Origin of the sequence: Hymenobacter terrestris, assembly GCF_013377905.1 — a bacterium.
Lineage (GTDB): Bacteria > Bacteroidota > Bacteroidia > Cytophagales > Hymenobacteraceae > Hymenobacter > Hymenobacter terrestris.
This window is the reverse complement of record NZ_JABKAV010000022.1, coordinates 32749-51871: the sequence shown is the minus strand read 5'-3', so window position 1 is coordinate 51871 and position 19123 is coordinate 32749. Positions and strand designations below refer to the sequence as shown.

The following is a 19123-nucleotide window of genomic DNA, read 5'->3' as shown; positions in this document are numbered from 1 at the left end:
GGTCGTCGCGCTCCGGTCGGTCTTCGCGGGGCGGGCGCTGGTAGGGCTGGGCCGGGGCCTGGCCGGCGTCGAGGGCCGCCAGGTTGGCCTGGGCGCGGGCAATGCGGGCCTGCTGGTCGGCATCGGGCTTGTCACCGCGCCGGTCGGAGCGGGGGGCGCCGCCGCCGTCGCGGCCGCCCCCCGAGCGGCCTCCGCCGCCGGAACGACCGCCGCCGCCGCTGCCGCCGGAGCGGGCGCCGCGTTCGGGGCGGCCCCCGATTTTGCCGCGTAGGCCGCTGAAGCGTTTGGGGTCGAACTCGGGCGCTTCGCCCAGGCCCAGACCCTCGGTGATGTTTTGCTTCTCGACTTCGCGCTCGATGAGCTGCTCGATTTTGAGCACCCGGTCTTGGTCTTGGTCGGCAATGAAGGTGATGGCCGTGCCCTTGGTGGCGGCCCGGGCCGTGCGCCCGATGCGGTGGACGTAATCCTCGGCAGCGCGCGGGATGTCGTAGTTCACCACGTGGCTCAGCGAGTCGATATCGATGCCCCGGCTGAGCACGTCGGTGGCCACCAGAATCGGGAACTGCTTGTTTTTGAACTCGCGCATAATCTGCTCCCGCTCCTCCTGGGTGCGGTCGGAGCTGATGCCCTGGGCCACGTAGCCCAGCTTGTTAATGGCCCGCACGATGCCGCTGACGGCCGCTTTCTGGCTCGTAAACAGCACCATGCTCTGCACCTCTTGGGTTTTGATAATGTGTTCGAGCAGGTAGATTTTCTGGCGGTCGAAGGCCATGTAGAACTGCTGGTCGATGCCGGCGGCGGGCTTGCTCACGGCCAGCCGGATTTCCTCGGGCTCATTAAGCAGCTGCTTCGAGAAGTCGCGGATTTTGGTGGGCATGGTGGCCGAGAACAGCAGCGTCTGGCGCACCTTGGGCAGCTGGCGCACGATGTTGAGGATGTCATCGGAGAAGCCCATGTCCATCATCTTGTCGGCCTCGTCGAGCACCAGGTATTTCAGGTCCTCGAACTTCACGTAGCCCATCTGCATGTGGGCAATCAGGCGGCCGGGCGTGGCCACGATAATGTCGGCCCCCGAGGTGAGGGCGCGCTTTTGCTGCTCCCAGCCCTCGCTTTTGCCGCCGCCGTAAATGGCAATCGAGCTGGCTTCCACGAAGTAGCCGAAGCCCGTTACCTGCTCATCAATCTGGGTGGCCAGCTCGCGGGTGGGTACCAGCACCAGCGTGGAGGTGGTGCCGTGCTTGGCGTGCGAAATCTTGTCGAGCAGGGGTAGCAGGTAGGCGGCGGTTTTGCCGGTGCCGGTCTGGGCGCAGGCAATCAGGTCTTTGCCGTCGAGGATTTTGGGGATGGCCTGCTCCTGAATCGGGGTGGCCTGCTGGTAGTTCATGGCGTCGATGCCGGCCAGCAAATCGTCGTGGAGGTTGAATTCGTGAAACGTCAAGGTTCAGCTTAACTAAGGGTGAAAAAAAGGCTGACCCGTCATTTTCGGCCAGCAAACCGCATTTGTACTCTGTTAACAAAGATAGGGGATTGAGGGCGGAACCAGTTTGGCCTGTCTGTGGGCAGGGGTAGCATATTATCAGGACCCAAATAAGCGTTACTTGCTCGCTGTAAGCAGCCTTTACCAATCAGCATAGCTTTACCCTTTATCTCCCAACCCAATGAAGCAGTACTTACTTCCCCTGCTACTCACAGTTAGCGGCCTAGCTCAGGCCCAGCAGCCATTTTCCTACACCATTAAAGGCCAGCTCGGCAAGGTGAGCGCACCCGCCAAAGTGTACCTCGTGCGCGGCCTTACAGTGCTGGATTCGACCGCAGTGAAGAATGGAGCGTTCGAGTTGAAAGGCACGACCGGGGAGCTTAGCACGGCCGACCTGATTCTGCGCAAAAGTGGCCGCCTGGGTAGCCTGTATGGGCCGTTGGGTGACCGGACCCGCGTGTTTCTGGAGCCCGGCACTATCGCCGTTACCAGCCCCGATTCGCTGGCCCACGCCACCATGAAGGGCGGACCGAACACAACCGACTACCTGCGCCTGGGGGAAGCGCTAAAGCCTGCTATTGCCAGCATGCAGGCCTTCGGCGCCGAATCGATGAAGGTTCCGGAGTCGCAGCGGCAGAGCCCCGCTTTCAAGGAGCGGATGCAGGCTGCCTTTGCAGGACTTAACAAGCAGTTCGGTGATGCCACGTATGCGTTCATCAAAATGAACCCGAATTCCTGGGTCAGCCTCGATGCCCTGCAGGGAATGCAGATGATGGATTTGCCCCAGTATGCCACCGTGGCCCCACTCTACGAAGCGCTGAGTCCGGAGCTCAGAAACAGCGCCGCGGGCCGCAAATATGGTGAGCTGGTAAAGGGGCTGAAAGCGGTGGCCGTGGGCGCGCTGGCCCCCGACTTCAGCCAGCAAACCCCCGACGGCAAAACGGTGTCGTTGCGCGACTACCGGGGCAAGTATGTGCTGGTCGATTTCTGGGCCTCCTGGTGCGGCCCCTGCCGCCAGGAAAACCCGGCCGTCATCAAAGCCTACAACGAGTACAAAGGCCGCAACTTCGAGGTGCTGGGCGTATCGCTCGACGAGGCGAAGAACCGCGCCAAGTGGGTGAAGGCCATTGCCGACGACCAGCTGCCCTGGGCGCAGGTGTCGGACTTGAAGGGCTGGGAAAACGCGGCCGCCCGGCAGTACCAGGTAACCGGTATTCCGCAGAATTTCCTGATTGACCCCAACGGGAAAATTCTGGCAATTAACCTCAAGGGTGAAGAATTGCGGGCAGCGCTGGCGCAGTATGTCCGGCCGTAGGGGTATACTATCGGACCAGGGCGGATTGGCCCAACTTCGCCCGGCTTTTTGCGTTCTTTAGGCCCGCGCTCCGTGCCACCCCGGCCGGAGCCGTTGCCCTAGTTGATTCCGTATGAAGCACCTTTTCGCGCTACTGGCGGTTGCGGCCCCGGCGCTGCTGCCAGTAGCGGCTCAGGCCCAAACCGCCCCCGATTCGGCCGCCACGGCCGTAACCCAGCCCGGCAATCCGTTTACCGTATATGGCTTTGTGGATGCCTATTATGGCTACGATATCAAGCACGCGGCCGGCAATGAGCGGCCTGGTTTCATCTTCTCGCACAACCGCCAAAACGAGTTTACGGTAAACCAGGGCCTCATTGGCCTGCGCTACGACAACGACCAGGTGCGGGGCGAAGTGGGCCTGCACGCCGGCACCTACCCCTCGGCCAACTACGCGCCCGAAGACCCCATTATCCGCAACATCTACCAAGCCTACGCCGGCTTCCGGCCCTTCCGCAAGGCCTGGATTGATGCCGGTATCTTCAGCTCCCATATGGGCATCGAGTCGGCACTGAGCAAGGATAACTGGACGCTGACCCGCTCGCTGGCCGCCGAAGGCTCGCCCTACTACGAGGCCGGCGTCAAGTTCAGCTACGAGGCCGCACCCACGCTTACGCTCACGGCCCTGGTGCTCAACGGCTGGCAGAACATCCGCGAAACCAACCAGGCTAAGGCCTTGGGTACCCAAATTCAGTGGCAGGCCACCGACAAGCTGCTCATCAACTCCAGCACCTTTTACGGCAACGAGCAGCCCGAGGGCCTGGTGCGCCGCCGCCGCTACTTCCACGATTTTTATGCCCGCTACGCCGCCTCCGACCGCCTGAGCCTGGCGCTGGTATTCGACGTGGGCAAGCAGGAGCGGCCCGAAGCCGGCGCCAAAGCCGATACCTGGTACACCGGCACGGCCCTGGCCCGTGTGCAACTCTCGGAGAAGTGGCGCCTCGGCGGCCGGGCCGAGTATTTTTCGGCCGACCACGGCGTAGCCATCCTCAACGCTACGCCCCAGCTCACCGACCCCGATTTCAAGGTGCTGGCTGGCTCGCTCAACCTCGACTACCTGCCCACCAAGCACGTGGCCGTGCGCCTCGAAGGCCGCCAGTTCAGTTCGGGCCGCGACTTTCTGACTGACCGCAACGGCCGCCCCTCCAAACACTACGGCAACCTCACCAGCAGCATCTCGCTCTCGTTTTAAGAGGGCGTACTAATTGCAGCGCGAAACAGGTTTTCGCGCCACAACTATTTACATCGCCAAAATCTCCAGCTGCCAGCTCAGTTCTTCTGCGCGCACCGGGAAAGGCTGGCCGTGACGAATGGTCTGGTACACGGCCTCGAACAAGCCGATGTAGTTGCCGGCTGGGGCTGCCAGCCGCTCGGTACTGAACTGGCCCGGCTCGGTGGCCAGTGTGAGTACCCCTTCGGCCCCGGCGGGCTCGTGGCCGTAGCTGGCGGCGGTGGGGGAGAGGCCCGCTATCAATTGGCTTTCCTGCACATCGGCGCGGTTTTTCTGGAAGCTGCCCAGCGTGCCGTGCAGCACATAGGCCGGGCCGGGGGCGGCCGTTAGCAGCGAGCCGGCCACGAATACGTGCAGGCCCGCGGGGTAGTGTAGGTGGGCGTGGAAGTAATCGTCGACCCGCGACCCGGGGCGGTGGCTGGCGCGACTGAAATGATGGCGCAGCGGCCGGCCGAACAGGCTCAGGGCTTGGTCGAGCACGTGGGGGCCGAGGTCGAAGCTGAGGCCGCTGCCAGCCGCGGCGGGGTCCTCTTTGAACTGCTTGGGGTTGAGGGCCAGCTTGTACCTGTCGAAGCGGAAATGTACCTCTGTGAGACGGCCCAGCCGGCCGCTTTCCACTACCTGGCGCACCAGTTGGAAGTCGGAATCCCAGCGGCGGTTCTGGTAAGCCAACAGGTGTCGCTGTTGCTGCCCGGCCAGGGCCAGCAGCTCCTCCAACTCGGCCACGGTGGTAGCTACGGGCTTTTCGATGAGCACGTGCTTGCCGGCCCGCAACGCCTGTCGGGCCAGCGCAAAATGCATGTCGTTGGGCGTATTCACCACCACTAGTTCCAACGCATCGTCGGCCAGCAAACCAGCCACCGTATTGTAGCTGCTGATGTCGGGGTATGTGTTGGCGGCCATTTGGCGGCTGCGTTCCACCACGGCCCGCAATGCGAAATGCGGGCTAGCATGCAGAAAGGGCGCGTGGAAGACACGGCCCGACATACCATAGGCCAGTAGGCCGGTTTGGATGGGGTTGGACATGGCGTTGGCTGAAGCTCGTTGTTCGCAAAAGAACGTCATTCAGCGCGAAGCGAAGAACCTCGCGTGTTGTCGTGGAGACTCTTTGCAACATCAGCACGTGAGATTCTTCGCTTCGCGTTGAATGACGTTCTTTACCGGCAACCAGCAACTAAGCTATGCTCGACCGATTCTCTGCTCAGGCCAAACTGTACGCCCACTACCGCATCAGCTACCCGCCGGAACTGTACGCGTGGCTGCTGCCGCGGGTACCGGGCCGCGCCCGCGCCTGGGACTGCGCCACCGGCAACGGGCAGGTAGCGGCCGCGCTGGCCGGGCATTTTGGGCGGGTGGCGGCCACCGATATCAGCGCGGCCCAGCTGGCCGAGGCCCCGGCGCTGCCCAACGTGGACTATCAAATCAGTCCGGCCGAAAGCACACCTTTTTCGGATGCGAGCTTTGATTTGATAACCGTGGCCCAGGCCGTGCATTGGCTGGAACCCGAGGCCTTTATCGAGGAAGCCCGGCGGGTGCTGCGGCCCGGCGGCGTGCTGGCCGAATGGGGCTACGATCTGCCCACTATCAGCACTGAGCTTGACCCGCTGCTGCGCAAGTTTAATGATGATACGATGGGGCCATACTGGGACGCCCACCGCCACCACATCCATGAGCGGTACGCCCGCTTGCTGTTTCCGTTTGCGCAGGTTGAAACCTTGGAGCTGGCTTATGAGCGGCAGTTGTCGGCCGAGTGGTTCTTGAACTACCTACGCACCTGGAGCAGCGTGGTGAAATACCAGCAGCAGCACGGCCACAACCCGGTAGATGCGCTGGCTCCGGAGCTGACGCGCCTGTGGGGCCCAGTCGAGCAGACGATTACGTTTCCGATATTCGGGCGTTTGGGAGTAAGGGAATAAAAGGGGGTATCGGCCGTTAGCACCCTGGATTCCCTTTACAATACCACATGAATTTTGCTGTTTACCGCCGGGCGGTAGGCCTGTTTTACCAGCGGCTGTTGCCGCTCACCAGCCTGGGCTCGGGGCTGATTCTGGGCTCGGCCGTGCTGTTTGGCAACTGGCCACTGCCGCTGAACGCAAGCGTCGTGCTGATGAAGCTGAGCACTTTTCCGCTGATCTGGTACGTAGGGCAGCGCACGTGGCCCGATCAGCACTGGTTCTACCGCAACCTGCACCTGGCCCAATGGCAGTTGTGGGCACCGCTGGTGGTGTTCGACACGGTAGGCTTCGCCATGCTGGTCGGGCTCATACACCAACTAGCCGCCTGATGCCTGCCTGTGCTACTTCTGTGCCCGCACCCGGTGCGCCGCACGTACTCGAAGCCGACGGTATCCAACTCAAGCTTGGCAACCGGGTGCTGCTATCGGATGTGTACCTGCGGGTGCAAACCGGGCAGGTAGTGGGCCTGCTGGGTCGCAACGGCTGCGGCAAATCCACGCTGCTCCAAACCGTATTCGGGGCCCGGCCGGTGGCCGATGCCTCGGTACGCGTGAACGGGCGGCGGGTGGTGCCGGCCTACCGCCAACTGGGCCTGCTCAACTACCTGCCCCAGGTGCCGCTGCTGCCGTCCCAGCTCACGGTGGCCGCTGCTGCCAGGCTGCTCGAAGTCGATGCCGCTGCGGCGCTACGCAACTTCCCGGAACTGTTGGCTCAAAAAAACCAGCGGGCCGGCGAGCTGTCGGGCGGCACCGCGCGGCTTGTGGAAGTGCTGTTGCTGCTGCACGCCAACACCCAATTCACGCTGCTCGATGAGCCCTTCACCGGCGTAATGCCCGTGCACCTCGAAACCCTGGCCGAGGTGATGAGCCACCTGAAGACGCGCAAAGGACTGCTGCTCACCGACCACCGCTACGAGGAAGTGCTGGCCCTCTGCGACGTGGTGTACCTGCTGCACGACGGTCGCCTGGAACTGCTGGCCAACCCCCGCGAGGGCCTACGCAACCGGGGGTATATTAGCGGTTAGAGAGGGATGGAAGAAAGGGGAAAAGCACGTCATTCTAAGCGTGGTCGAAGAATATCTACTGCTTCGTTGCCGCCGCTATGATTACCATTGCAGTAGAGATTCTTCGGTTTCGCCTCCGGCTACACTCAGAATGACGTTCGCTCCCAAATCCCTAATCCCTGAAAAGTGACGGATCTTCCGCTACATGGCCTGCGCGTGCTGGAGCTGGCCTCGGTGCTGGCCGGACCCCAGGTGGGCCAATTTCTGGCTGAGTTGGGGGCCGAAGTGCTCAAGATTGAAGCCCCGACCGGCGACATAACCCGCACCTGGCGCACGGCCGCCGAAGCGCCCGATGCCCCGGTTACGGCTTATTTCAGCGCCGCTAACTGGGGCAAAACCAGCCGGGTGCTCGACTTGGCCTGCGCCACTGGTCAGGCCGAGCTGCACGCGCTGGTTGCCGGGGCCGACATCGTGCTGACATCCTACAAGCCCGGCGACGCTGAGAAGCTAGGAGCCGATTATGCCACGCTTTCGGCCCTGAACCCGCGGCTGCTTTACGGCTCTATTACCGGCTACGGGCCCGATAGCGCCCGCGCCGGCTACGATGCCGTGCTGCAGGCCGAAACCGGGTTTATGCACCTGAATGCTGCCGGCCCGGGCCAGCCACCCCAGAAAATGCCGGTGGCCCTCATCGACCTGCTCACGGCCCATCAGCTTAAGGAAGCCCTGCTGCTGGCCCTGTACCAGCGCGAGCGAACCGGCCGCGGGGCGTTGCTCGAAGTGTCGCTGCACGACAGCGCCCTAGCTTCGCTGGCCAATCAGGCCGCCACCTGGCTGGTAACGGGCCAAGAGCCGCAGCCGCTGGGCTCGGGCCATCCCAGCATCGTGCCCTATGGCACTGTGTATACGGCCGCCGATGGCACTCAACTGCTGCTGGCCGTGGGCTCCGACGGGCAGTTCCGCCAGCTTTGCGCCGTGCTGGCCCGGCCGGCCTGGGCCACCGATGCGCGCTTCAGCACCAACCCCGCCCGTGTAGTTCACCGCCACGAGCTGGAGGAGCTGTTGCGCCAGCGCATTGCGGAGGTAAGTGGCGCGGAGTTGCTGAAAGAGCTGGAAAAGCGAACTGTACCGGCCGGGGCCGTGCGCGCGGTAGGCGAGGCGCTGAGTCAACCCACGGCCCGCGCCATGCTGCTGCCGATCACGGCTGCTTTTCCGCACCCGGGCCTGCGCACGGTGGCTTTCCGCAGCAGCACCTGGCCCGTAGCGGCTGCGCTGGCGGGGCCACCGGTGCTAGGCGGCAAGTAAATGCCATTGGCGCACGTTCTGGCATGATCATAGAGCCGGAGAAAAAGCCTGCATCACGCCAATAGCCTGATTCGGACGGGTAGCTTACCGAACATTGCTTCGTGGGTTGATTGGTAGTTCGGCTGCACCACGAATCATGGATTTTGCGTAAGTAGGACATTCCCACTTGATTTTCATCCGCGCTTTCAGTCGCGCCTCAACTTTTATCTGCTGCATGGACGACGAAATTTCCCGCCCCACCAAGCTCACCCGCTCCCCGGGTCCACCGCCTACCAGCGCCCGCCTGCCCATTCGCACAACGGCCGATGCCAGCCTGACCAGTGCGCCCAACACCGACGGGGCCGAGGCCCCGGTCCCCGGCGACCCGGCTGCCGCCCCCGCCGACCGCCTCAATCAGATTTTTGAGGGGCTGCGGCAAAAATCCTCGGCTAAGCAGGCAATCTACCGCCAGACACAATCAACCTTCGAACTGCTACGGCAGGCGTCGCAGCAGTTGGTCGAAGAGCTCAGCAGCAAGGTAGCGGCCGTCGATGCGTCGGTGATGATTGAGTACCGGCCTGTTAATGAGATGGAGTTTCACATCCGCTTCAGCGGCGATTTGCTGGTGTTTGTGCTGCACTCCAACATCGTTACTTTTCCCGACGATTACGGCCCCATGCCCACCAAATACGTGGAGGAGGACTTCCGGCGACGGTTTTTTGGCCATATTATGGCCTATAACTTTATGGCCGACAGCATTAAATACCAGCGTCTCAACGACCCCGGCTATCTGGTGGGTCGCCTGCTCATCAACATCGACCAGCACTATTACCTCGAGGGTGTGCAGCAGCTCGAACTACCCAACAACGACATGTCGGATAACGCTGTGACGGAAGACGCGCTACGCCTGTTTGTGGAAAGCGCCATGATTGCAGCCGTCAACAACGACCTGATTGCCCCACCCATGACGGACATCCAGAAAATCACCGTCAAGCAGAAGCTCGAAAACCAGCAGGTCAGCCGTGGCAGCAAGGTCGGGTTCAGCTTCGGTAGCCAGCAGAAAATCCAGAATATCGACGGCCTGCCGTATTAAAACGGCTCCTGCATTTCCTGAGAAACGGAAAGGACCTGCCCGGTGGCCACTCACTTAATTGAGCGGCTTCCGGGCAGGTCCTTTGTTGCTGTCAGGGTGTGGCAGATGGGCTGCTACCGTTGGGAGTAGCCGGCTTTCTCGCGCACTTTATTGAGCACTCCCGAGCCATAAGCCTGGGCTTTGCGGGCGCCTTCAGCCAGCTTTTTATCCACTTCGGGCAGGTTCTGGCTGTAGAAGGTAAACTGCTCGCGCTCCTGAGCGAAGCGGGTGCGGATGAGCTCGAACAGCGCCTGCTTGGCATGGCCGTAGCCGTAGCCGCCATTGAGGTAGTTCTGGCGCATTTCGGCCACCTGGGATTCATCGGCCAGCAGCGAGAACAGCTTAAAAGTGGTGTCGGTATCGGGGTTTTTGGGCGCTTCGAGCGGGGTGCTGTCCGAAACGATGGTTTTGATGGTTTTGAGCAGCGTTTTATCGTCCACGAAAATGTCGATGGTGTTGCCGTAGCTCTTGCTCATCTTCTGGCCATCGACGCCGGGCACCAGCATCACCTGCTCATCTACGCGCGGCCGGGGCAGCACGAAGGTTTCGCCGTAACGGCTATTGAAGGCCTGGGCAATGTCGCGGGCAATTTCGAGGTGCTGCACCTGATCTTTACCCACGGGCACGATGTCGGCGTCGTAGAGCAGGATGTCGGCGGCCATGAGCACGGGGTAAGTGAAAAGGCCCGCATTCACGTCGCTCAGCCGGTCGCTCTTGTCCTTGAAGCTATGCGCGTTGGCCAGCATCGGGTAGGGCGTGAAGCAGCTCAGGTACCAGGTCAGCTCCGTTACCTGCGGCACATCCGACTGCCGGTAGAACAGGTTTTTATTGGTGTCGAAACCACAGGCCAGCCAAGCGGCGGCCACGGCATAGGTGTTTTCGCGCAGCAGCTCTGGGTTACGCACCGTCGTGAGCGAGTGCAGATCGGCAATGAAATACAGCGAGTCGTTGGCCGGGTTCTGCGACAACTCGATGGCGGGCAAAATGGCGCCGAGCAGGTTGCCTAAATGAGGACGGCCGGTGCTCTGGATGCCGGTGAGGATGCGGGACATAGTTGGGGGTTACTGCGCGGAGTTGTATGCCTGAATGATAGCCCGGATGTTTTCAACGGTGTATTTTTCCTTATTCAAACGAGCTATTAAATCAGGCCGGTCTTTTAGGCAGGAAGCAATAATGGGTTTCGCCTTCTTCTGGATGATTGGAATGCACTGCAACGGTTCCCCACGGCGGCGAATAAGCGCCGCCTCAGCATATACGACACCCTGCATAGGCATTTTCATATTTGAAGTTGGAAAGGAATAACGCAGCAACTCCACTCGGCCAGTATCTACCACCTCGGCAAAATCATGCTTGATTCGCACTTTTGGCATCATTGGCACGCCGTTATCAAGCACGAAATCCGCTACGGGCACGAAATGCTTTTCTCCCACTTGGAAATATTCAACTGCTTCGGGCGGGAAAGTCAACTTCTTTTTACCATCTTTTACAATCAACTCGGCCCCCGAACCCGAGGTGTATCTGAGCTGACCTTGGTTTGTAGTGCCGTTCTGTAATTTGTAGGTGCCCGCCGTGAAATCGCGCTGTGCGAAGCAGAATTCAGGAAGTAAAAAGATGAAGAACAGCAAGTAAAAGATGCGCATACTAGGAACGTTAAAAAGGTGAAAGAAATAAGTGAAGTATGTCGTGTTTACACGCTAACATCGGCCTCCGCCTGCTCCTGTAGCACCTCCGTTTCCTCGCGACCTAGATATCGGTCGATGAGGTAGTGGGCAAGGTAGAGCAGGGGCGTGAGCAGTACGGCCGCCGCAAATTTATACCAGTAATTGGTGTTGGCCACTTCCAGCACTTGGTTCAGCGTCCAGTTGCCGAACACGTAGAAGGCCACGAACAGCACGACCACCGAATCGACGAGCTGCGAAACGAGCGTGGAGCCGGTGGCCCGCAGCCAGACGTAGCGCCCGCCCGCCACGCGCCGGAACCATTGGAAGATGCTGGCATCGAGCACCTGCCCGATAACAAAGGCCACGAGCGAGCCGATAATGATGCCCAGGCCCTGCCGGAAAATGCTTTGGTAGGCGAAGTCGATGTTGAACGGCCGCCCCTGCGAATCGGTGCGGTTTACATCGAGCCAGAACTGGGCCGGCGGCAGCTCGGTAGTTGCCAAAATCACGAGGAAGGCGTACAGTATCAGCCCCACCGTGAGGAAGCTCACGCGCAGCACGCCTTCGCGCCCGAAGTACTCGTTGATGATGTCGGTGGTGATGAATACCACGGGCCAGATGATGACGCCCGCCGTGAGGTTGCCGGGCAGCCCTATCAGCTTGTCCACCGAAAAAATCTTCACCCCGATAATTTCGGCCAGCAGCGCATTCACGATAAAAATACCGCTGAGCACGAGGTAGAGCTGTTGTTTTTTGTGCGCGAAAGTCTTAGCGGGCATGGGGGTGCAGGAGGGAACGAAGAAGATGGAAAGCAAAGCAGCCCGTCATGCTGAGCGCAGCCGAAGCATCTCTACCGCTTCGTTGTAATGGTAACCCAGCAAAGCTGTACAGATGCTTTAGCTGCGCTCAGCATGACGGGCTTTTTCTGATTGCGACGGCTTTCTCCCCTTACTCGGCCACCGAAAACGTGCTGCCTTCCACGGCCAGGCTGGTCCAGGGGAACTGGGTGCGGGCCTCGGCCAGCAGCGGCTCCAAGTCGCGGTAGCGGCTGCTGAAGTGGCCGATAAGCAGGCGCTGCACTTCGGCGCGGCGAGCCAGCAAACCTGCCTGGCGGGCGGTGCTGTGGTGGGTAGTGGCGGCCCGCTCGCGCATATCGTCCAGAAATGTGGCTTCGTGATAAAGCAGATCTACACCGTGCACCAACTCCGACAGTGTTTCGGTGTAGAGCGTATCGGAGCAGAAGGCGTAGCTGCGGGCGCGTTTGGGCTCGGTGGTAACGGCCGCGTTCAGGGCCAGCACCTGGCCGGATTCGTCGCGCACATCTTCGCCCAGCGTGAGGGCCGTGAGTTGGGCGGGCGTAAGGCCGGCGGGCAGCTGCCCGGCCAGCAGCCGGCGGCGCTTGGGCTTTTCGCGGAATAGGTAGCCACAGCACGGAATGCGGTGGCGCATGGGCAGCGAATGCACCGTCAGGTTCTTATCCTCGAAAATAAGCCGGTGCTCGGTGGTATCGACGGCCGTGAATTCGAGCGTAAAGTTGAGGTGAGTGTGCGAGTGCCGGAACTGGGTGGTCAGGATTTCGTCGAGGCCGGCCGGACCGAAAAGATGCAGCGGCTCGGTCCGGCCGGTCAGGTTCATAGTGCCCAGCAGCCCGAACAGCCCAAAAAAATGGTCGCCGTGCAGGTGGCTGATGAAGATGTTCTGTAGCCGCTGGGGCCGCAGCTTGTACTCCAGCAGCCGCCGCTGGGTGCCCTCGCCGCAGTCGATGAGGTAGGGCATGCCGTTCACGTTCAGCACCTGAGCCGTGTGGTGGCGGTCGAGAAACGGGGTGGCCGAGGCGCTGCCGAGGATTTTCAGCTCAAACTCCATAGGGTGAATACGGCTACAAGCCATAAGCTGCAAGCTGCAAGCTTTGGTTCTGAGAACGAGTCGGCAGAACGAAGGCTTGCAGCTTGCAGCTTATAGCTTATAGCCAAAAAATTACTCCTTGCTGGTGAGGTCGCGCTCGATGGCGTGCAGGAAGATGCGGTCGATACCTTCCTCTACGGTGGGCAGAATATGCAGCACCGATTCGAGCTTGCTGATGGTGATGAGCTTCATCACGTGGTCCTGCAGGCCGGTCATCACCAGCAGGCCACCGGTCGAGTTGCACAGGCGGTTGGCAATCAGAATGGAGCTCAGGCCCGACGAATCGGTGTATTTTACGTTGCTCAGATCCAGAATCAGGTTGTTGATGCCCTCCGCATTCAGCTTTACGAATTCCGATTTCAGATCGGGCGCAACTGTAGTGTCGAGCTTTTTCTCATCAATGGTGATGATAGTGTAGGTTTCTTTTTTATCGATGGAGTACTTCATACCGCAGGTCGGTTCGGTTATTGGGGAGTAATTGCGAAGGTAGCAAAAAAAGCCGTTGGGCGTAAATCCGGAATGGATGCCGAAAAAGCTGACTACCGGGGTTAGCGCCGGGCTTTCCCCGCCACCCCGAAAGTCAACGTGCTCCACGTACTCTGCCAGTCGGCCCCGGTAGCAGCCGGCGCGCTTTCCATGCGCACAGTGCTGACGAGGTACTGGCCAGGGCCGGACAAATGTAACAACACCCGACCATTTTGGTTGCTGCGAAGTTTTTGCAGCAGCGCCCGGGGCTGGGCACCGCGCCGCCACAACAGCACTAGTTGGCCCGCCACCGGCTGACCGGCCCGCAGCACGCGCACCGTAAGCGGGGCGTCGGGGCCCAGCGTGTAGGGGTTTTGCTCGGGCACTAGCTCCAGCGGCAGGCCTACGGGCCGGGCCCAGGCACGGGCGGTATCGGTGGGAGAGAGGGTGCCGGCCTGCACCAGCGTTTTGGCGCAGCGCCGGTAAGCTTCGCGGCCGGGCTGGCTGGTTTGGCCCCGCTGTTCGCGTAGGGCCAGCACGTTGTCGAGGCCTTCTTCATGCAGGTAAGCCGAAAATTTTTCAGCCTCCAGCGTAATAAGGGCATTGTTGGTGGCCAGGGCCACAAGGTGGGTGCCGGGCTGGCGTAACGTTACGGTGCTTTGGATGGTATCGGCGGCCGTGGCGGCGGCCAGCAAATCGGTGGAAGCCACGCCGGGCGAGTAGTGACGGAACAAAATCAGCCGGGCGCTGCGGCCGGTCCAGGCCTCACCCAGAAAATCTTCGCCCGAAAACCGCCGCAGGTGTACGCTCGTGCCCGGTGCCACTACAAAACGTACCGGCTCCACCCAGAATTCGTGGGCCAGACCTGCCGTGGCGGCCGTCAGCAGCAGCAGAACCGGAAGGGCGCGTTTCATGGGGTAAGGTAAGTAGGAGCGGGAATGTCTGCATCGGTAGCAAGGCTTCTGGGCCTACAAATGCTTGCGCCGCGCCTCAATAAAAGCAACAAGTTGCCGCTGCTTGTTAATTAAAATGACCCCTATTACTGCTTTTACAATCGTGAGTAATAAATAGTCCGAAATATCAGAATTCCTTTCGCCAATATTTCGCTCCTGTGCATACATGAATAACAAGCGACATAAGTTTGGGATTTCGGTAGATAATATTAAACCACCTATAACGACAATAGCAATACTTAATACCGTAGAGCGGTGTATTGCCAAGGGTAGTACGTTCGGGATTCCTTCAGTAAGACGCAACTTATCTACCAACCATTCGGCTCGATAGATAAAGAAATATAATAGAACGATATATATTCCTATACCTACCACTACTGACATTAAAGCCATTAGCCTCAGTGAAGGATCGTCAGTTAAACCAAATGAACTAAGCAAAGGCATAACCCCTGCTGAGCTTATTACTAAATCCTTGAAGAAGAACAGTCCAATAATCCTCAGGATGATAATGAATAGGTCACGAGTAGTCATGGGAGGTAACGCTGAAATAAAAGATTCGCAAAAAAAGGATAATTATTTGGTGAGATTATACTGCCACGCTATAAATGAAATATACTGAATGAGTGTCATATACTTTTCAGGCCAATCCGCAGGCTAAGGGCCACGGCAGATTAGCCTGAAAAGCACCAAAATTAGATACTCTAATTCCCTACTCGTTATGTGAACCCACCGCGCTCCAGGGCCAGTTGGTAGGCGTGGTCGTAGTACACGCGCAGATTTTTCCAGTCGAACATTTCGGCCGAGCTTTCCACGTTATTGCGCTGCATGATTCGCTCGCGGCGGTTGAGCTGCACAAATTCCCAGAGCATATCGGTGAGCTCCTCAGCGGCCTCGTCGAAGCTTTTTTCCTGGCGATGCACTACAAAAATGCCCTGCTCGATGTGGGCCGGCACGTTCTGCAGCACGTAGTCACCGAAGCCCGATAGGTCGGAGGTAATGGCCGGCACGCCGCGGGCCACGCACTCCAGGGGCGTGTAGCCCCAGGGCTCGTAGTAGCTCGGGAAAACGCCTAGGTGGCAGCCGCGCACAAACTGGCCGTACTCCATGCCGAACAGCGGCGAGGTAGGCGACACAAAATCGGGGTGGTACACGATTTTTACCCGGTCGTGCTGGTTGTTTACCAGGTCGGCGCGGCGCAAGAAGTCGAGGATGTCGTCGTTCTGGTCGTCGACGAGGTTGTGGGTGATGACGGGGGGCAGGGCGCTGGTTTTCCAGCTTTGCAGGGTGCGGCGGTAGCGCAGGCGCCAGTAGTCGTCCACCATAGTGCTCAGGTCGGGCAGGCGGTTGTCGTCGGAGGCGGCGGCGGCGTAGAACAGCCGCTCGCCCACCTGCCGCTCAATGGCCTCGCAGGTTTCGCGCACTTCCTCCAGCACGGCCCGGCTCTGCAGCACCTGCGGATTGATGCTGGTAAAGGGCCGCTTGGTGATGAAGAACATCACTACGTTGCCCTCCAGCCCACTTTGCTGCAGGCGGTAGTTGAGCCGGGCCAGCGCCTCCAGCGTCAGGTCGAAGCCCTTGTTGTGGTATTCGTAGCGCCCGCTCGTAAACAGGTACAGCGTCTTGTCGAGGTCGAAGGAATAGCTCTGGAAGAAGTGGGCCATCACAAACTCGTGAATCTTGGCCTTGTACTGCTGATGCAGGTTCTGGAACTCGTGGAGGGCCACAAACCGCTCGATGTTGAGGCCGTTGGGCAGCACGGCGTCCGGAATCCGGTCGAGCAGGTAAATGCACTCGCGCACCGTCAGCTCGCTCACCGTCGTGAACACGTGCGCCCCGTGGGCAGCGGCGCGCTCCATCGTCACGGCCGCCTCGATGTTGAAGCGCCGGGCCTCCGCCAGCCAGTCCACCTGCATAAGGTGGTCGTAGAAGTTGGGGTCGTTCATGGCCAGGTAGCGACCCAGCAGCGTGGCGTGGGTGGTGAATACCAGATGCACCGGCACCTGCTCGCGGCGCAACGCTGGAATGGCCACCCCCGTCATCCACTCGTGAAAATGGGCAATCAGCCGCTGGGGTGGTGCGGTTTCGGCGGCCAGCAGCTGCAGAAACACCTTCGCCAGCTCCCCGAAAGCCGCTACCTGATGCAGCAGGTCGTCGGCGGCGGGCATGGGCAGGCCGTGGTGCTCCCAGAGGTCGGCCTTAATAGCATCAAGCCGCGGGTACGCCTGAAACGGGTCGATGAGCACCACGCGGGGGCGGCCCGTTACAAGCCAGGTGCCCAGCTGCACGCTGTAGCCCAGCGCCCGCATGGCCGCCACGGCCCGGCCAAACGGGTCGTCGGAAGAAGTCAGCTGCTCGTCGTCGGGCTCAAACTCGCCCTGGGCCTGCTGCGGAAAGTAGGGACCCAGCAGGCAGTATTGCCCGCCCCATACCTGCCGGGTGGCGGGCACTTTGCTGCGGATAACGGTGTAAATACCGCCCACCTGGTTGCAGACCTCCCAGGCCACCTCCACCAGTAGAGTATCGGCAACAGTGGCAGCAACAGAGGCAGGGGCGGGGACAAACGAGGAAGTGGGCATTGGCGGCAGAGGGTGGGTTTGGAGCTACAAGCTACAAGTCGGGAGCTAAAAACTCCTGCCAGAACAGCGCAGAGGCGCAATATTTTGCGTCTCGTCGATGCTGACGTTGACCATTTCGCATTACTGTTCAATGCAGAGACGCAAAATATTGCGCCTCTACATCATTCCGGCTAACTCGAATAGCGCCAAACTATTCTGGCTCCTGCGACAGTACCAGAACTGAGTACGGGGCCAGGCCGAAGGTGCCGTGGAAGGGCTGGTCGTCGTAGATGCCGGCTTCGGCCTCACAGTCCACGCTTTCGAAATTGCCGAACTCGTGGTCGTAGCCTTCCCAATCGGAGTTGAAGCGCACGTGCCAGCGGCCCGAGCGGGGCAAACCAATGCGGTAGCTGTCGTGGCTCTGGTCGGCGAAGTTGCATAGGATTACCGTGGTGTCGCCCGGCCCGCCCTGGTCGCGGCGGATGAAGGCCAGCACCTTCTGCTCGTCGTTGAGGTGGTGCACTTCGACATGCTGGCCCACCAAGCCGCGGGTGTGGCCCGCGAAGTTGCGGCGCAGGGCAATGAGGTCCTTATATAAATGCACCAGTCCGGCGTGCTCCTCAGCGCGGGCCCAGTCGAGAGGTTGGTCGTCGGAAAAGGAACCGTCGGTCAGCATGGTCTGGCCCTGAAAAATCATGGGGATGCCGGGCACCGTGAGCATCAGGGCCGCCCCCAGGGTCGAGCGTTTTTTAGGATACCAGGAGGCCGCCGCGCCGGGCATTATTTCCTCGGGCACCCGGGCCTTGCCGTTGGCCACTTCGTCGTGACTTTCGGTATACACCACTCGTTGGAACGACTCGCCGTTGTAGCGGTGCAGCACGGCCTCGGCCACGGCGGCCATGTTCCGGTTAGCGTCGTCGGGTGCAGTCAGCGCGTCGCGGATGGGGTAAACGAAGCGCGCATCCCACTGGCTCGAAAAGCCCTGGCCACCCTCTTCGGGGGCGCGGGTGATGTAGTCGTCGCCCAACAAATCCTCGGCAATCATGATTTTCCAAGGCATGCGGGCGCGCACCTCCTCGTTTATCCAGCGCATCAGGCTCCAGCCGTCGGGCAGGTCGTGGGTGGGGTCGGTGGTGCCGGTTACGTTGCGGATGTGGGCAATGGCGTCGCAACGCAACCCGTCTAGGTGGTAGTCTTCGAGCCACATGAGCACGTTGTCGCAGATGTAGCGGCGCACGGCTTCGCGGCCGTAATCGGGGCGATTGTGGCCCCAGGGCGTTTCGGCGCGCCAGTCGTTGTAGAAGTAGATGCCGCCGCCGTCGTTTTCCTGCCAGCCATCAAACTGCCATAAGTCCAGGTCGCCGGGTCCGAAGTGGTTGTACACCACGTCCAGAATCACGGCAATACCGCGGCGGTGGGCCTGCTTGATGAACTCCTGAAAGCCCGTCGGCCCGCCGTAGTCGCCATCAATAGCGAAGGGGTGAGCAGGATTGTAGCCCCAGCTCAGCTTGCCCGGAAAGGCCGCCGCGGGCATAATTTCCACGGCGTTGATACCCAGGTCGCGCAGGTGGTCAAGCTTTTCGATGGCGTCGTAGAAGGTGCCGGGCCGTGCGGGGTCGGGGGCGTAGAACGTGCCGATGTGCAGCTCGTAAATCACCAGCTCGTTCCAGGCCGGCATCTGAAACGCATCATCTTCCCAGTCGAAATTGGGGTCGACCACCACTGAGTTGCCGGCCGAATGGGTTACCTGACGGGCGTAGGGGTCGTTTTTGGTTTGCTCGCCGTGGGGCGTTAGCAGGTGGAACTTGTACTCGGTGCCGGGGCCAAGGTCAGCAAAGTCGGCGGCCCAGTAGCCTTCATCTTCGGAGGTGAGTGGGTGGGTATTAGCGTTCCAGTCGTTGAACGGGCCCACCAGGGATACGGCGGTAGCAGCCGGCGCCCACACCCGAAACGTGGTGCCGCCGGCGCGGGGCCGGGCACCCATACCACCTTTCACAATGGGAGCAGAAAGGGCAGTAGAGGTGGGGATGGCCGGAGTGGAAACAGGGGTGGTGGTAGCGGGTACTGGCATAAAAAACATCGGAAAAGCCGCCACCGGAAAGCGGGGCGGCAGGAGCTTCTTTACTGTGCTGGTTGGGGGAAAGTTGC

General features: G+C 60.5%; 18 protein-coding genes. 7 read left to right on the top strand and 11 right to left on the bottom strand.

The window, feature by feature from the left end:
* Positions 1-1384, bottom strand: a 1384-nt coding sequence (locus tag HW556_RS09695) for a DEAD/DEAH box helicase (protein ID WP_246289597.1), incomplete at its 3' end; no start/stop codon positions are given.
* Positions 1385-1658: 274 nt separating this feature from the next.
* Between HW556_RS09695 and HW556_RS09690 the strand changes: the two genes are divergently transcribed.
* Together HW556_RS09690 and HW556_RS09685 are read left to right on the top strand one after the other, a co-directional pair.
* Positions 1659-2792 carry a TlpA disulfide reductase family protein gene (locus HW556_RS09690; protein ID WP_176899822.1) on the top strand — a complete coding sequence of 378 codons (1134 nt, stop codon included), beginning with the start codon at positions 1659-1661 and terminating at the stop codon, positions 2790-2792.
* Between the two features lie 112 nt (positions 2793-2904).
* Entirely contained in the window at positions 2905-4023 is a 1119-nt protein-coding gene (locus HW556_RS09685) for a porin (protein ID WP_176899821.1), read from the top strand.
* Positions 4024-4071: 48 nt separating this feature from the next.
* On the opposite strand, the gene HW556_RS09680 is transcribed toward HW556_RS09685, so the two are convergent.
* Positions 4072-5088 carry a Gfo/Idh/MocA family protein gene (locus tag HW556_RS09680; RefSeq protein ID WP_176899820.1) on the bottom strand — a complete coding sequence of 339 codons (1017 nt, stop codon included), beginning with the start codon at positions 5086-5088 and terminating at the stop codon, positions 4072-4074.
* A 155-nt stretch (positions 5089-5243) separates the two neighbouring features.
* Here HW556_RS09680 and HW556_RS09675 point away from each other — a divergent pair, with 155 nt between their 5' ends.
* The 5 genes from HW556_RS09675 (at position 5244) to HW556_RS09655 (ending at position 9397) form a co-directional block, all read left to right on the top strand.
* Complete coding sequence (locus tag HW556_RS09675; RefSeq protein WP_176899819.1) at positions 5244-5978, top strand: class I SAM-dependent methyltransferase; 735 nt, start codon at positions 5244-5246, stop codon at positions 5976-5978.
* 47 nt (positions 5979-6025) lie between these two features.
* The gene (locus HW556_RS09670; RefSeq protein WP_176899818.1) at positions 6026-6346 is read left to right on the top strand and encodes a hypothetical protein; all 321 of its coding nucleotides are present in this window, start codon (positions 6026-6028) and stop codon (positions 6344-6346) included.
* Positions 6346-7041 carry an ATP-binding cassette domain-containing protein gene (locus tag HW556_RS09665; RefSeq protein WP_176899817.1) on the top strand — a complete coding sequence of 232 codons (696 nt, stop codon included), beginning with the start codon at positions 6346-6348 and terminating at the stop codon, positions 7039-7041. Before HW556_RS09670 ends, HW556_RS09665 begins: the two co-directional genes overlap by 1 nt.
* A 165-nt stretch (positions 7042-7206) precedes the next feature.
* The gene (locus HW556_RS09660; RefSeq protein WP_317170505.1) at positions 7207-8325 is read left to right on the top strand and encodes a CaiB/BaiF CoA transferase family protein; all 1119 of its coding nucleotides are present in this window, start codon (positions 7207-7209) and stop codon (positions 8323-8325) included.
* Positions 8326-8539: 214 nt separating this feature from the next.
* Positions 8540-9397, top strand: a complete 858-nt coding sequence (locus tag HW556_RS09655; protein ID WP_176899816.1) for a hypothetical protein — start codon at positions 8540-8542, stop codon at positions 9395-9397.
* Between the two features lie 113 nt (positions 9398-9510).
* Here HW556_RS09655 and trpS read toward each other — a convergent pair whose 3' ends face one another.
* The 9 genes from trpS to HW556_RS09610 form a co-directional block, all read right to left on the bottom strand.
* The gene (trpS, locus tag HW556_RS09650; RefSeq protein WP_176899815.1) at positions 9511-10488 is read right to left on the bottom strand and encodes a tryptophan--tRNA ligase; all 978 of its coding nucleotides are present in this window, start codon (positions 10486-10488) and stop codon (positions 9511-9513) included.
* 9 nt (positions 10489-10497) lie between these two features.
* A complete protein-coding gene (locus HW556_RS09645) occupies positions 10498-11076 on the bottom strand; it encodes a hypothetical protein (RefSeq protein WP_176899814.1) in 579 nt (192 codons plus the stop codon).
* A gap of 47 nt (positions 11077-11123) precedes the next feature.
* The gene (locus tag HW556_RS09640; protein ID WP_176899813.1) at positions 11124-11876 is read right to left on the bottom strand and encodes a queuosine precursor transporter; all 753 of its coding nucleotides are present in this window, start codon (positions 11874-11876) and stop codon (positions 11124-11126) included.
* 169 nt (positions 11877-12045) lie between these two features.
* Positions 12046-12963 (bottom strand): ribonuclease Z, encoded by a 918-nt coding sequence (locus HW556_RS09635; protein ID WP_176899812.1) that lies wholly within the window; start codon positions 12961-12963, stop codon positions 12046-12048.
* Positions 12964-13074: 111 nt separating this feature from the next.
* A complete protein-coding gene (locus HW556_RS09630; RefSeq protein WP_019947928.1) occupies positions 13075-13449 on the bottom strand; it encodes an STAS domain-containing protein in 375 nt (124 codons plus the stop codon).
* A gap of 101 nt (positions 13450-13550) precedes the next feature.
* A complete protein-coding gene (locus tag HW556_RS09625; protein WP_176899811.1) occupies positions 13551-14381 on the bottom strand; it encodes a DUF4198 domain-containing protein in 831 nt (276 codons plus the stop codon).
* Positions 14382-14435: 54 nt separating this feature from the next.
* On the bottom strand, positions 14436-14951 hold the full coding sequence (locus HW556_RS09620) for a hypothetical protein (protein ID WP_176899810.1): 516 nt from the start codon (positions 14949-14951) through the stop codon (positions 14436-14438).
* Between the two features lie 185 nt (positions 14952-15136).
* Positions 15137-16996, bottom strand: coding sequence for a glycosyltransferase (locus tag HW556_RS09615; protein ID WP_176899809.1), 1860 nt, complete (start codon positions 16994-16996; stop codon positions 15137-15139).
* 190 nt (positions 16997-17186) lie between these two features.
* A complete protein-coding gene (locus tag HW556_RS09610; protein ID WP_246289593.1) occupies positions 17187-19046 on the bottom strand; it encodes an alpha-amylase family glycosyl hydrolase in 1860 nt (619 codons plus the stop codon).
* Positions 19047-19123: the final 77 nt, after the last annotated feature.